The organism is Pseudomonas sp. REP124, from assembly GCF_020164475.1.
Classification (GTDB): domain Bacteria; phylum Pseudomonadota; class Gammaproteobacteria; order Pseudomonadales; family Pseudomonadaceae; genus Aquipseudomonas.
This window is the reverse complement of sequence record NZ_JAIQWX010000055.1, coordinates 1-12,695: the sequence shown is the minus strand read 5'-3', so window position 1 is coordinate 12,695 and position 12,695 is coordinate 1. Positions and strand designations below refer to the sequence as shown.

Sequence of the window (12,695 nt, the reverse complement as noted above, 5' to 3'; positions counted from 1 at the left end):
CGTCCAGATTGTTGGCCACGCTCGAGACCGACCAACTGGCCATTTCCAGCGCCAGATCCTTGGCCTGGCTGAGCGAGACAAACTCGTCGAATGCCTTGCGGTAGGCACCGAGTGACTGCTGGACATCGTTCATCACCGGCACGTTGGCCGCGGAGTCCGCCTTGAGCTGATCGGCCAGTGCAATCAGGCCATCGACCCCTTCGTGCAAGGCGTCGACGGTTTTCGGGTTGCCGTGCAAGGCATATTCCTGCTCCAGCAGACGTACCTTGAGCAGCTCGCTGTTGAGCGACGACATCTGCTTGAGCCCGTCGAAGCGCTGGCTGATGCTTTGCAAAGACCAGACACCGATGGCCGCCACCAGAGCGGTCAACAGCAGCACCAGCACGAACCCGACACCCATTTTTTTTGCCATACCCAGGTTGGCAAAACGTCCTTGCACGGCCGAAATCATTGGACCAGGTCCTCCGCCATAATTGATAAACGCAGATTCGCAACGGCCCTTGAGCAACACAAGACTCTGGCGCCGGAATAATGGCAAAAAGCTACGCCCGCGTCGTTTTCAGAACGCTTGAGGTCGATCCGGAGTGGTGGCCTGAAAAAATGCCCGGGCGCGAGGATCACCCGCCCAGGCGACATTGATGCGCTGCCAGCCATTGACCGCACCGCCGGGACTGAAGGCTGTGGACGATGACAACATAAGGCCGAAACGCCGGGCCTGCGCCCGCACCTGAGCGTAGTCCGTCATGCGCGGTCGCGCCCAGACAAACAAACCGCCGACCGGTTTGCCGAACACCTCCCACTCGGCGTCTTCGAGCAGCTGCAACAGTGCCGATCTGTCGCGATTCAGGCGATGCCGCTGGCGTTGCACCAAATTGCGGTAGGCGCCATTGGCCAGCAGGCAGGCGAGCACCGATTCACTGAAGGCCGAAGCGCCCATGCTGCTGATCCTCTTGACCTCGGCCAGTCGCTCGATCGTCCGGGCGGTGGCCACGACAAAGCCGACACGCAAGGCGCTGCTGAGGGTCTTGGAATAGCTGCCGACGTAGATCACGCGGTCATCCAGCGCGGCGAGGCGCTTGCCGGGAGCGCCGTGCAGGTCGGCATAGACGTCGTCTTCGATTATTTGTACGTCATGCGCTCTGGCCAGTTCCAGAATGCGTTTTGCCACCTCCGGCGACAGGCTGCTACCGGTGGGATTGTGATGAAAACTGTTGATGAAGAATCCACGAGGCCGATGCGTCTCGAACCCGGCTTGCAGAGCGGCGACATCCGGCCCGAACGGAGTGCGCGGCACCTCCAGCATGCTGACGCCATGCAGTCTGAGCAGTTCGAACAACACGGGATAACCGGGGCTTTCCACCACGACGCAGTCGCCCGGTTTGAACAGGGTCCGCACAATCAGATCGAGCCCCTGACTGGCCCCGGCGGTGGTCAGGATCCGGCTGTCTTCGACCCTGATGTCCAGCGGTTTCAGGCTCTTCAGAATCTGTTGCCGCAGCCGGGGAAGGCCCAGTGCCGAGCTGTAGTTGAACAGGCCGGCCATGTCGGTGCGACTGACCTCGCGGATCGCGTAAGCCAGGTCGTCCGGCTCGCGCCAGCTTTCGGGCAGGCTGCCTGCTCCCAGCTGCAACTCGCACAAGGAAAGGCCAGGTTCTGATTCGGCGTCACCCATCGCATTCGCCGCCGCCACGATGTAGTCACCACGATGACGCGACTCCAGCAGCCCTTGCGCGACCAGGCGCTCGCAGGCCTGGTCGACACAGGACTCGTTGAGCAAGTTGGCCCGGGCGATTTTCCGCACCGAAGGCAAACGCGCACCGCGGGTCAATTGATTGCAACGGATTCCGCAGACCAGCGCGTCGACGATTTGCTGTACGACCGGCACCATGGCCTGTCGATCGATTCTCAATTCCATGAGCAGGCAAACTCCTGTTTGGTTGTGCGAAACCAGTTAATCACAGGAGCGCTGGCGGGGATGTGAGACAACGCCGCTAAAGGCTTGCCGATTAACCCGCTGAAACATACCCAAAAACCTGTGGGAGCGGGCTTGCTCGCGAAGAGGGAGTGTCAGTCAACAATGATGTTGCTGACCCACCGCTTTCGCGAGCAAGCCCGCTCCCACAGGTTCGAAGTTCGCTGGAGAAATTAGAACGCGGTAACACCGCCATCCACCGCCAACGAATGCCCGGTAGTGAACGCCGCACCATCGCTGCACAGGTAAAGCACCGCACTGGCAATTTCCTCGACCTTGCCGATGCGCCCCACCGGGTGCATGGCATTGGCGAACTCGCCCTTCTTCGGATCGGCTTCATAGGCACGGCGGAACATGTCGGTATCGATGACTGCCGGGCACACCGCGTTGACCCGGATTTTCTTCTTGGCGTACTCGATGGCCGCCGACTTGGTCAGGCCGATCACCGCATGCTTGGACGCCGCGTAGATGCTCATCTTCGGCGCGGCCCCAAGGCCTGCCACCGAAGCGGTGTTGACGATCGCACCGCCGCCCTGGGCCAGCAGCAACGGCAGCTGATACTTCATGCACAACCACACGCCCTTGACGTTGACGCCCATGATCGCGTCGAACTCGTCGAGTGTCCCCTCGGCCAGCTTGCCCTTCTCGATTTCGATGCCGGCGTTGTTGAAGGCATAGTCGAGACGGCCGTAGGTATTGACCACTTCATCCATCAGATTTTTTACATCGCTTTCCACAGTGACGTTGCAGCGCACGAAGGTCGCTTCGCCGCCCGCTGTACGAATCAGCGCAACGGTGCCCTCGCCGCCTGCGGTGTCCATGTCAGCCACCACCACTTTCAGGCCCTCGGCGGCGAACGCCTGGGCCGTTGCGCGCCCGATACCATTGGCGGCGCCCGTCACTACAGCGACCTGACCGGAAAACGTCATGCTCATCGTTATGTCCTCAAGGAAAAGTTGGCGAGGGATATTGTTTTCCCAGTCTAGCCAGAGCATCCCCGTGCACGGCAGCACTATCAGAAGGCCGGTTGAGTGCCCATGAGTTGCAGTGATGGAACTCCCGTACCAATTATCACCGCACTGGATCGAGACCTATTCGCCGCGTCAGCGAAACTTGCGGCCTCGCCATTGAAGGTCTATCTAAAAGGCTTCATTCATCTTGAGTGCCTGACATGACTACCCAGACCAATCGCCAGTTCCTGCTCGCCAAACGCCCGGTCGGCCCGGCTACCCGCGAGACGTTCACTTATCAGGAAGTACCGGTGGGCGAGCCGGCCGCGGGTCAGATCCTGGTCAAAAACGAATACCTGTCCCTGGACCCTGCCATGCGTGGGTGGATGAACGAGGGCAAGTCCTACATCCCGCCGGTGGGTCTTGGCGAAGTCATGCGCGCCCTGGGCGTAGGAAAAGTCGTGGCGTCGAACAATCCGGGGTTCGCGGTGGGCGATTACGTTAACGGTGCGTTGGGCGTGCAGGACTATTTCGTCGGCGAGCCGCGGGGTTTCTACAAGGTCGATCCAAAACTGGCTCCGCTGCCGCGCTACCTCTCGGCGCTGGGCATGACCGGCATGACCGCCTACTTCGCCCTGCTCGACGTGGGCGCTCCGAAGGCAGGGGAAACCGTGGTGCTGTCGGGTGCAGCCGGCGCGGTGGGCAGCATTGCCGGGCAGATTGCCAAGATCAAGGGCTGCCGCGTGGTGGGCATCGCCGGTGGCGCGGACAAGTGCAAGTTCCTGATCGATGAGCTGGGTTTCGACGGCGTCATCGATTACAAGAACGAAGACGTCATCGCCGGCCTCAAGCGTGAATGCCCGAAAGGCGTCGACGTGTATTTCGATAACGTCGGCGGCGACATTCTCGATGCCGTGCTGAGCCGCCTGAACATGAAGGCGCGGGTGGTGATCTGCGGCGCGATCAGCCAGTACAACAACAAGGAAGCGGTCAAGGGCCCGGCCAACTACCTGGCGCTGCTGGTCAACCGTGCGCGGATGGAAGGCTTCGTGGTGATGGACTACGCCGCACAATTCGCCGCCGCCGGGCAGGAAATGGCCGGCTGGATGGCCAAGGGGCAGCTCAAGAGCAAGGAAGACATCGTGGACGGGCTGGAGACGTTCCCGGAGACGCTGATGAAGTTGTTCAGCGGGGAGAATTTCGGGAAGTTGGTGTTGAAGGTCTAAAACTAAAACTGAACGACTGTGGGAGCGAGCCTGCTCGCGATTGCGATTTGTCAGTCACATTGATGTTGAATGTGCCACCGCATCGCGAGCAGGCTCGCTCCCACATTTGGTTCTCAGTGTGTTGTCAGGCCAATTCAGCCACAACCGAAGCCAACGCCTGTGCCGGATCCGCCGCCTGGCTAATCGGACGACCAATCACCAGATAATCGGACCCGGCATCCAGCGCCTGACGCGGGGTCAGGATACGACGCTGGTCGTCCTGGGCGCTGCCCGCCGGACGAATGCCCGGGGTCACCAGTTGCAGCGACGGGTGCGCCGACTTCAGGGCCTGGGCTTCCAGGGCCGAGCAGACCAGACCGTCCATGCCGGCTTTTTCCGCCAGGGCTGCCAGGCGCAGTACCTGCTCCTGCGGCTCGATATCCAGGCCGATACCCGCCAGATCCGCACGCTCCATGCTGGTCAGCACGGTCACGCCGATCAGCAACGGCTGCGGGCCGCTGCGCTTGTCCAGCACTTCACGGCAGGCCGCCATCATGCGCAGGCCGCCGGAACAGTGCACGTTGACCATCCACACGCCCATTTCCGCGGCCGCTTTGACAGCCATGGCAGTGGTGTTGGGAATATCGTGGAACTTGAGGTCCAGGAACACTTCGAAACCCTTGTCGCGCAGGGTGCCGACGATTTCCGAGGCGCAGCTGGTGAACAGTTCCTTGCCGACTTTGACCCGGCACAGTTTCGGGTCCAACTGATCGGCCAGCTTCAGTGCGGCGTCACGGGTGGGGAAATCCAGGGCGACGATGATAGGAGTCTGGCAGGCGGACATGAGCGGGCTCTCAGGCAAGTCGAAATCGGCGCGCATTGTAGCGGAACCAGCGCCGCTGGGGGACCCGATGATCGGTAAATCGTCGAGAACGCTGCGGCAAGACTAGCCTTTTCGGCAATTGTGTCGAGCCCGTTACATTACCGACACGTCCACAACATCCTTGTCCGCTAGCCTCTCCAGCCGCAGCACGTCCTCCACCCAGCGCTTTTCGGCTGCGGGCCGGACGCCTATGCTGGAACCACACCTCGCGGCCTATCTTTGTGGTTGGCAGCCAACCTGACAGATGAACGCACGCATGCACAACCTCCACGCACCTGTGAACGACGAGCAAAAATCACCTGGCGACGACAAGCGCTGGAGTATTCGCGCGCTGATCGTCGACGATGACGTCCCGATCCGCGAACTGATGATCGACTACCTGGCCCGCTTCAACATCCACGCCAGCGGCGTCACCGATGGCGCCGCCATGCGCCAGGCCCTGCAAGCGGAACATTTCGACGTGGTGGTGCTGGACCTGATGCTGCCTGGCGAAGACGGGTTGTCGCTGTGCCGCTGGCTGCGCGCCGAATCCGATATCCCGATTCTCATGCTTACCGCTCGCTGCGAACCCACCGACCGCATCATCGGTCTGGAACTGGGCGCCGATGATTACATGTCCAAGCCGTTCGAGCCTCGTGAACTGGTGGCGCGGATCCAGACCATTCTGCGCCGGGTGCGCGACGACCGCAGCGAACAACGGGCGAACATCCGTTTCGACAACTGGCGCCTCAACAGCGTGCTGCGCCAGCTGATCGCCGCCGATGGTCTGGTGGTACCGCTGTCCAACGCCGAACTCCGCCTGCTGTGGGTGTTCATCGAACGTCCGCGCCGGGTCCTGAGCCGCGAGCAATTGCTGGATGCGGCGCGCGGGCGCTCGATCGAAGCTTTCGACCGCAGCATCGACCTGCTGGTGTCGCGCCTGCGGCAGAAGCTTGGAGATGATCCGAAGGCACCGCAATTGATCAAGACCGTGCGTGGTGAAGGCTATCTGTTCGACGCCCGAGACATAGGTTGATGCGCGGGCGCTTCGATACGCTGTTCGGCCGTCTGTTTGGCGTTTTGCTGATCGCGATTGTCCTGGCGCACCTGCTGGCCTTTGCCTGGTTTCACTATTACGGCCCGCCGCCTCCGCCGCCTCCACCGGAATTTTCCGAGGGCTTCGACGGCAAGCGACCGCCGCTGGACCCGCGCTTCGTCAACCACCCTCCCCGGCCGTGGTTTGGTGGGCCGCTGGTGCCGCTGACCTTTCAATTCATCTCGCTGATCATCGCCGCCTGGTATGGGGCCAAGTTGCTGAGCCGGCCGATCCAGCGCTTGAGCGATGCCGCCGAGCGCCTTAGCGAGGACCTCAACAGTCCGCCGCTGGATGAGTCCGGCCCCCGGGAAGCGCGGCAGGCGGCGCACACTTTCAACAAGATGCAGCGGCGCATCATCGAGCAAGTCAAACAGCGCTCGCGGATGCTGGGCGCGGTGTCCCACGATCTGCGCACGCCGCTGTCGCGGCTCAAGCTGCGGCTGGAGCAGATCGACGACGACAGGTTGCAGGGCCAGATGCGCCAGGATCTGGACGACATGATCAGCATGCTCGACGCCACCCTCACCTACCTGCACGAACAGCGCACCAGCGAGGCGCCGCAATTGATGGACGTGCAGGCGTTGGTGGAGTCATTGAGCGAGAACGCTCAGGATCAGGGGGCCGATGTTCAGGCAAGCGGTCACTGTGTGCCGCTGCTGGTTCAGCCGATGGCATTGCGATCCTGTGTGAACAACCTGTTGGATAACGCCCTGCGTTATGCCGGGCACGCGTCGATCACCCTTGAAGACCATCGCGATCAGCTGTTGATCAGGGTCATCGACCATGGACCGGGAATCGCGGCGGAGCAACGCGAAGCGGTGTTCGAACCCTTCTTCCGCCTGGAAGGGTCACGCAATCGCAACTCCGGAGGCGTCGGCCTGGGCATGACCATCGCCCGTGAGGCGGCGGAACGGCTGTGCGGGCAATTGAGCCTGGAAGAAACGCCGGGTGGCGGGCTGACGGCGGTCATTCGATTGCCGCGGGCCTGACACACACAGCCGCCCATTGTGGGAGCGGGCTTGCTCGCGAAAGCGTCAGGTCAGTCGACATCATCTTTGCCTGACACACCGCTTTCGCGAGCAAGCCCGCTCCCACAGGTTCATTGGTCAACCGCTGCATTTGTGAACAACACAAAACCCTGTGGGAGCGTGGCTTGCTCGCGAAGGCGTCAGATCAGTCAACATCACCTTGTCTGATACACCGCCATCGCGAGCAGGCTCGCTCCCACAAAATCAGCGCTTGCGCAGAATCACGCTGCCAATGGAATAACCGGCACCAAACGAGCTGAGTACCGCCAACGAACCGGCGGGCAGGTCGTCCTGGTTTTTGTGGAAGGCGATCACGGAACCGGCGGAGCTGGTGTTGGCGTAGGTATCGAGGATGACCGGGGCTTCCTGTTCGGTGGCGTCGCGGCCCAGCAGTTTCTTGACGATCAGGTGGTTCATGCTGAGGTTGGCCTGGTGCAGCCAGAAGCGCTTCACGTCGCTGACGTTGAGCTGGTTCTCTTCCAGGTGCTGACCGATCAGCTCGGCCACCATCGGGCAGACTTCCTTGAACACCTTGCGGCCTTCCTGGACGAACAGCTTGTCCTTGGCACCAATGCCCTCTTCCGCGGCGCGGTTGAGGAAACCGAAGTTGTTGCGGATGTTGTTGGAGAACTTGGTCAGCAGCTTGGTGCTGACGATATCGAACTGGTACTTGGAGGTCGCCTGGTCGGCGCGCTCGATGATCACCGCCGTGGCCGCGTCACCGAAGATGAAATGGCTGTCGCGGTCACGGAAGTTCAGGTGGCCGGTGCAGACTTCCGGGTTGACCATCAGGATCGCCCGGGCCTGGCCCAGCTGGACGCTGTTGGCGGCCGCCTGAATGCCGAAGGTCGCCGAAGAACAGGCCACGTTCATGTCGAAGCCGAAACCCTGGATGCCCAGTGCTTCCTGGACTTCGATGGCGATGGCCGGGTAGGCGCGTTGCAGGTTGGAGCAGGCGACGATCACGCCGTCGATGTCCGCTGCGGTCTTGCCGGCGCGCTGCAAGGCTTGTTCGGCGGCGCCGATGGCCATCTGGCACAGCACCGACCATTCGTCGTTGGAACGCTCGGGCAAACGCGGGGCCATGCGCTGCGGATCGAGGATGCCGTCCTTGTCCATGACAAAGCGGCTCTTGATGCCGGAAGCTTTTTCGATGAATGCAGCGCTCGACTCGGTCAACGCTTCGACCTCACCGCGCGCGATGGCGTCGGCGTTATCGGCATTGAATTGGGCTACGTAGGTATTGAAAGACTGCACCAACTCTTCGTTGGAAATGCTGTTGGCTGGGGTGTACAGGCCGGTGCCGCTGATGACGACGTTATGCATGGTCGTGTCTCTAATCTGTTCAGGCAGAAAGCATTGGCACCGACGTACCAATACATAAAGGGTCATCCCCATCCGAAGGGACGCAAACCTGGCATCGCTTTATTCCGACATCCGACCTGAGCAGAAGGCTCCAGGTCGCGAATGCGGCGTTTATGGTCGCGAAGTTTGCCATAAACGGTGGGTTTTGGCGCCTTTTTGCAAGGACAACGCCATCCAGTGTGGGAGCGGGCTTGCTCGCGAAGGCGTCGTGTCAGTCGACATATTTGCAAAATGACACACCCCATTCGCGAGCAAGCCCGCTCCCACACAGATCAGGGCTCTACCTGGCTCCACTGCTTGCTCAGACGCTTGTCGGAGATCGGCACCTTGGTCCCCAACTGCTGCGCAAACAGCGACACCCGGTACTCCTCCAGCCACCAGCGGTACAGCTCCAGCTGCGGATCGCGCTTGCCTTCCTGGGCGTGTTTGCTGGCGCGGGCCTGGTATTGAGTCCAGAGATTGGCCAATTCGCCACTCCAGACCCGATCCTTCTGCACTTGGGAGCCCAGTTTTTCAAAACGCTGTTCGATGGCCTTGAGGTAGCGCGGCAATTCCTTCAGCCATTGCATCGGCGTTTCCCGGACAAACCCCGGATACACCAGGTGGCTGAGTTGCTGCTTGATATCGTTCAAGGCCACGGCTTGCGCCAGGTCGATCTTGCCCTTGAAGCGCTTTTGCAGGCCGTGCCAGAGCTTGAGGATTTCCAGGGTCAGCTTCGCTACACGCTCGGCGTGTTCGGTCCAGGCGCCGCGCTTGCGCTCGGCCAGCGACGCCAGCCCCGCGCCATCCCGAGGCAACGGGTCTTCGCCATCGAGAATGCAGCTGTCGAGGCTGGCCAGCAGAATGTCTTCCACCAGCGCATCCACTCGGCCCATGTCGCGGTACAGCAGGCCCAGTTCGGTCAGGCCCGGCAGCTTGCCGCGCAGGAACTTTGCCGGTTCCGCCAGCTGTTGCAGCAGCAGACGCTGCAAGGCACGGCGATGCTGGAACTCGGCCTCGGCCGGCGTCGAGAAACGCCCTTCCTTGACCGTGCCCGCTTCTTCCACCAGCGCCGGATAGACCGTCATCGACAGCCCGGCGATCTTCTGTTGGGTTTTCTCCGCCACCGCGGCAAACACCTTCGGCTCCACCGGCTGCTGGCTTTTCGCGGTCTGTGGCACCGCCAATGCGGCCTGGCTGGCTTCGGCGAAACGCGCGGTCAGCTCGGCCAGATCGCGGCCTTCGCCGAGGAACTTGCCCTGACCGTCGACGATTTCCAGGTTCATGCGCAGATGACTTTCGACCTGCTGCGCCGCTTCCGCCCAGGCTTCGTCGCTGACCCGCGCGCCGGTCATGCGCAGCAGTTCGCGACCCAGCGCCTGGGGCAGCGAGCCCTCGGCGAAGGTCATGCGCTGCAAGGCGGCCTTGACGAAGTCCGGCACCGGCACGAAATTCTTGCGCAAGGCCTTGGGCAGGTTGCGCACCAGGGCAATGCACTTGGCCTCGATCACCCCCGGCACCAGCCATTCCAGGCGCTCCGGCGGCAGCATCGGCAGCAATGGCGCCGGCACCCGCAGGGTTACGCCATCGCGCGGATGGTTGGGCTCGAAGTGGTAGCTCAGGGCCAATTCCAGATCACCGATGTGCAGGGTGTCCGGGTATTGCATGGCGGTGACTTCACTGGCCTCACGGGCCAGCACGTCTTCCTCGCGCATGATCAGCAGTTGCGGGTTCTTCTGGCTGTTGACCCGATACCAGCTGTCGAAGGTCGCGGTCTGGTGAATCTCTGCCGGCAACCGCGCGTCGTAGAAGGCATACAAGGTTTCTTCGTCGGCGAGAATGTCACGCCGGCGAGCCTTGGCTTCCAGCTCGTCGAGCTGCTCCAGCAACCGCGCATTGGCGCTCAGGCACTTGGCCTTGGACTGGATTTCGCCACGCACCAGCCCTTCTCGGATGAACATCTCGCGAGACACCACAGGGTCTACCGGGCCGAAATGCACCGGGCGGCGACCGACCACGATCAACCCGAACAAAGTGATCTGTTCATAGGCCACGACCTGTCCGCGCTTCTTCTCCCAATGGGGTTCAAAGTGGTTTTTCTTGATCAGATGCCCGGCCAGCGGCTCGATCCAGTCGGCATCGATCTTGGCCACCATCCGCGCGTAGAGCTTGGTGGTTTCCACCAGTTCGGCGGTCATCAGCCATTGCGGGCGCTTCTTGCCGATGCCCGACGACGGGTGAATCCAGAAGCGTCGCTGACGGGCACCCAGGTAGTCGCCGTCTTCGGTTTTCTGACCGATCTGGCTGAGCAGCCCCACCAGCACCGCCTTGTGCAGCTTAGTGTAATCCGCCGGCTCTTTATTAAGGCTCAACTGCAGGTCGCGGCAGATCAGGCTCAACTGACGGTGGGAATCGCGCCACTCGCGCAGACGCAGGTAATTGAGGAAATTCTTGCGGCACCAGTTGCGCAGCGGATTGGCGGTCAGCGCCTGGCGCTGCTCCTCGAAGCCGCGCCACAGATTGACCAGCCCGGCGAAATCGGAGTCGGCATCCTTCCATTGCGCGTGGGCTTGATCGGCCGCTTGCTGGCGCTCCGGCGGACGCTCGCGCGGATCCTGGATCGACATGGCACTGGCGACAATCAGCACTTCCTGCAAGCTGCCGAGCTTGGCCGCTTCCAGCAGCATACGGCCCATGCGCGGGTCCACCGGCAGACGCGCCAGTTGTCGACCGAGCGGCGTCAGCTGGCTGTTGCGATCCACCGCCGAGAGCTCTTGCAGCAGGTTGAAACCGTCGCTGATGGCCTTGCCATCCGGCGGCTCGATGAACGGGAACGCAGTGATTTCGCCGAGACGCAGATGGAGCATCTGCAGGATCACCGCGGCGAGGTTGGTGCGCAGGATTTCCGGATCGGTGAATTCAGGCCGGGCGAGGAAATCTTCTTCGCTGTACAAGCGCACGCAGATGCCCGGTTCGACCCGTCCGCAACGGCCTTTACGCTGGTTGGCGCTGGCCTGGGAAACCGCTTCGATGGGCAGGCGCTGGACCTTGGCGCGGTAGCTGTAGCGACTGATGCGCGCGGTACCGCTGTCGATCACGTAGCGAATGCCCGGCACCGTCAGCGAGGTTTCCGCGACGTTGGTTGCCAGCACCACGCGACGCCCCGGATGCGACTGGAAAATCCGCTGCTGCTCGGCCGGCGACAGTCGCGCGTACAACGGCAGGATCTCGGTGTGCTTGAGTTGGGCCTTGCGCAGCATGTCGGCGGCGTCGCGGATCTCCCGCTCGCCAGGCAGGAACACCAGCACGTCACCCGGACTGCGACGCTCGCTGCGTTCGTACGCGGCGATTTCGTCGAGGGTGGCGAGAATCGCCTGATCCACGGTCAGGTCGTCCTCGACGCGGTTGCCCTCTTCGTCCTGTTCCAGGGTCAGCGGGCGATACCAGGTTTCCACCGGGAACGTGCGGCCGGAGACTTCGACAATCGGCGCGTCATCGAAGTGCTTGGAGAAGCGTTCCAGGTCGATGGTCGCCGAGGTGATGATGACTTTCAGATCCGGGCGGCGCGGCAGCAGGGTTTTCAGGTAACCGAGCAGGAAGTCGATGTTGAGGCTGCGTTCGTGGGCTTCGTCGACGATGATTGTGTCGTAGCGCTCGAGGAAACGGTCATTCTGGGTTTCCGCCAGCAGGATGCCGTCGGTCATCAGCTTGATCAGGGTGTTGGCATCGCTCTGATCCTCGAAGCGCACCTGATAGCCGACCAGCGCACCCAGGGGCGTGCCCAGTTCCTCGGCAACCCGGCTGGCCACGCTGCGCGCCGCGATTCGCCGCGGCTGGGTGTGGCCGATCAGGCCTTGCTGGCCGCGACCGATTTCCAGGCAGATTTTCGGCAGCTGGGTGGTTTTACCCGAGCCGGTTTCGCCGGCGATGATCAGCACCTGATGCTTTTCCAGGGCCTTCTTGATTTCATCGCGCTTGGCGGCAATCGGCAGACTGTCGTCGTAACGAATAACCGGCAGACTGGCCTTGCGCGCCAGCACCTGATCGCAGGACGCCTGCAGGCGCGTCACCCACTGGGCCAGCTTGGCCTCGTCGGGTTTCTTGCGCAGCTCAAGCAACTGCCGCCGCAGCCGGTGACGGTCGGCGAGCATGGCGTGATCGAGGTTTTTCAGCAGTTTGTCGATGGAGGGCGATTCTTCGGTCATCGGGTACGCAATTCGGTCGTGTAGGGGCGCAAA

8 protein-coding genes are annotated in these 12,695 nt (G+C 62.0%); 3 read left to right on the top strand and 5 right to left on the bottom strand.

What is annotated here, in order from left to right; genetic code table 11:
- Positions 1 to 559 precede the first annotated feature (559 nt).
- Together K9857_RS15210 and K9857_RS15205 are read right to left on the bottom strand one after the other, a co-directional pair.
- A complete protein-coding gene (locus K9857_RS15210) occupies positions 560 to 1,915 on the bottom strand; it encodes a PLP-dependent aminotransferase family protein (protein ID WP_224537092.1) in 1,356 nt (451 codons plus the stop codon).
- A 230-nt stretch (positions 1,916 to 2,145) separates the two neighbouring features.
- Positions 2,146 to 2,907: an SDR family oxidoreductase gene (locus K9857_RS15205; protein WP_224537090.1), complete on the bottom strand. Its 762-nt coding sequence runs from the start codon at positions 2,905 to 2,907 to the stop codon at positions 2,146 to 2,148.
- Between the two features lie 236 nt (positions 2,908 to 3,143).
- Here K9857_RS15205 and K9857_RS15200 point away from each other — a divergent pair, with 236 nt between their 5' ends.
- Positions 3,144 to 4,148 carry an NADP-dependent oxidoreductase gene (locus K9857_RS15200; protein WP_224537088.1) on the top strand — a complete coding sequence of 335 codons (1,005 nt, stop codon included), beginning with the start codon at positions 3,144 to 3,146 and terminating at the stop codon, positions 4,146 to 4,148.
- Between the two features lie 124 nt (positions 4,149 to 4,272).
- Here the strand turns inward: K9857_RS15200 and pyrF are convergent, their stop codons facing one another.
- Positions 4,273 to 4,971 (bottom strand): orotidine-5'-phosphate decarboxylase, encoded by a 699-nt coding sequence (pyrF, locus tag K9857_RS15195; protein ID WP_224537086.1) that lies wholly within the window; start codon positions 4,969 to 4,971, stop codon positions 4,273 to 4,275.
- Between the two features lie 295 nt (positions 4,972 to 5,266).
- Here pyrF and K9857_RS15190 point away from each other — a divergent pair, with 295 nt between their 5' ends.
- A complete protein-coding gene (locus K9857_RS15190; protein WP_224537085.1) occupies positions 5,267 to 6,025 on the top strand; it encodes a response regulator in 759 nt (252 codons plus the stop codon).
- Complete coding sequence (locus K9857_RS15185) at positions 6,025 to 7,074, top strand: sensor histidine kinase (protein WP_224537083.1); 1,050 nt, start codon at positions 6,025 to 6,027, stop codon at positions 7,072 to 7,074. The genes K9857_RS15190 and K9857_RS15185 overlap by 1 nt, the downstream gene beginning before the upstream one ends.
- A gap of 243 nt (positions 7,075 to 7,317) precedes the next feature.
- Here K9857_RS15185 and K9857_RS15175 read toward each other — a convergent pair whose 3' ends face one another.
- Entirely contained in the window at positions 7,318 to 8,439 is a 1,122-nt protein-coding gene (locus tag K9857_RS15175; RefSeq protein WP_224537081.1) for a beta-ketoacyl-ACP synthase III, read from the bottom strand.
- A 311-nt stretch (positions 8,440 to 8,750) separates the two neighbouring features.
- On the bottom strand, positions 8,751 to 12,662 hold the full coding sequence (hrpA, locus tag K9857_RS15170) for an ATP-dependent RNA helicase HrpA (RefSeq protein WP_224537079.1): 3,912 nt from the start codon (positions 12,660 to 12,662) through the stop codon (positions 8,751 to 8,753).
- Between the last annotated feature and the right edge of the window lie 33 nt (positions 12,663 to 12,695).

What these genes read in the sequence shown, in the direction of transcription:
- K9857_RS15210 (WP_224537092.1), bottom strand. Translation starts at nt 1,915, where the DNA reads ATGGAATTGAGAATCGATCGACAGGCCATGGTGCCGGTCGTACAGCAA.
- K9857_RS15205 (WP_224537090.1), bottom strand. Translation starts at nt 2,907, where the DNA reads ATGAGCATGACGTTTTCCGGTCAGGTCGCTGTAGTGACGGGCGCCGCC.
- K9857_RS15200 (WP_224537088.1), top strand. Translation starts at nt 3,144, where the DNA reads ATGACTACCCAGACCAATCGCCAGTTCCTGCTCGCCAAACGCCCGGTC.
- pyrF (WP_224537086.1), bottom strand. Translation starts at nt 4,971, where the DNA reads ATGTCCGCCTGCCAGACTCCTATCATCGTCGCCCTGGATTTCCCCACC.
- K9857_RS15190 (WP_224537085.1), top strand. Translation starts at nt 5,267, where the DNA reads ATGCACAACCTCCACGCACCTGTGAACGACGAGCAAAAATCACCTGGC.
- K9857_RS15185 (WP_224537083.1), top strand. Translation starts at nt 6,025, where the DNA reads ATGCGCGGGCGCTTCGATACGCTGTTCGGCCGTCTGTTTGGCGTTTTG.
- K9857_RS15175 (WP_224537081.1), bottom strand. Translation starts at nt 8,439, where the DNA reads ATGCATAACGTCGTCATCAGCGGCACCGGCCTGTACACCCCAGCCAAC.
- hrpA (WP_224537079.1), bottom strand. Translation starts at nt 12,662, where the DNA reads ATGACCGAAGAATCGCCCTCCATCGACAAACTGCTGAAAAACCTCGAT.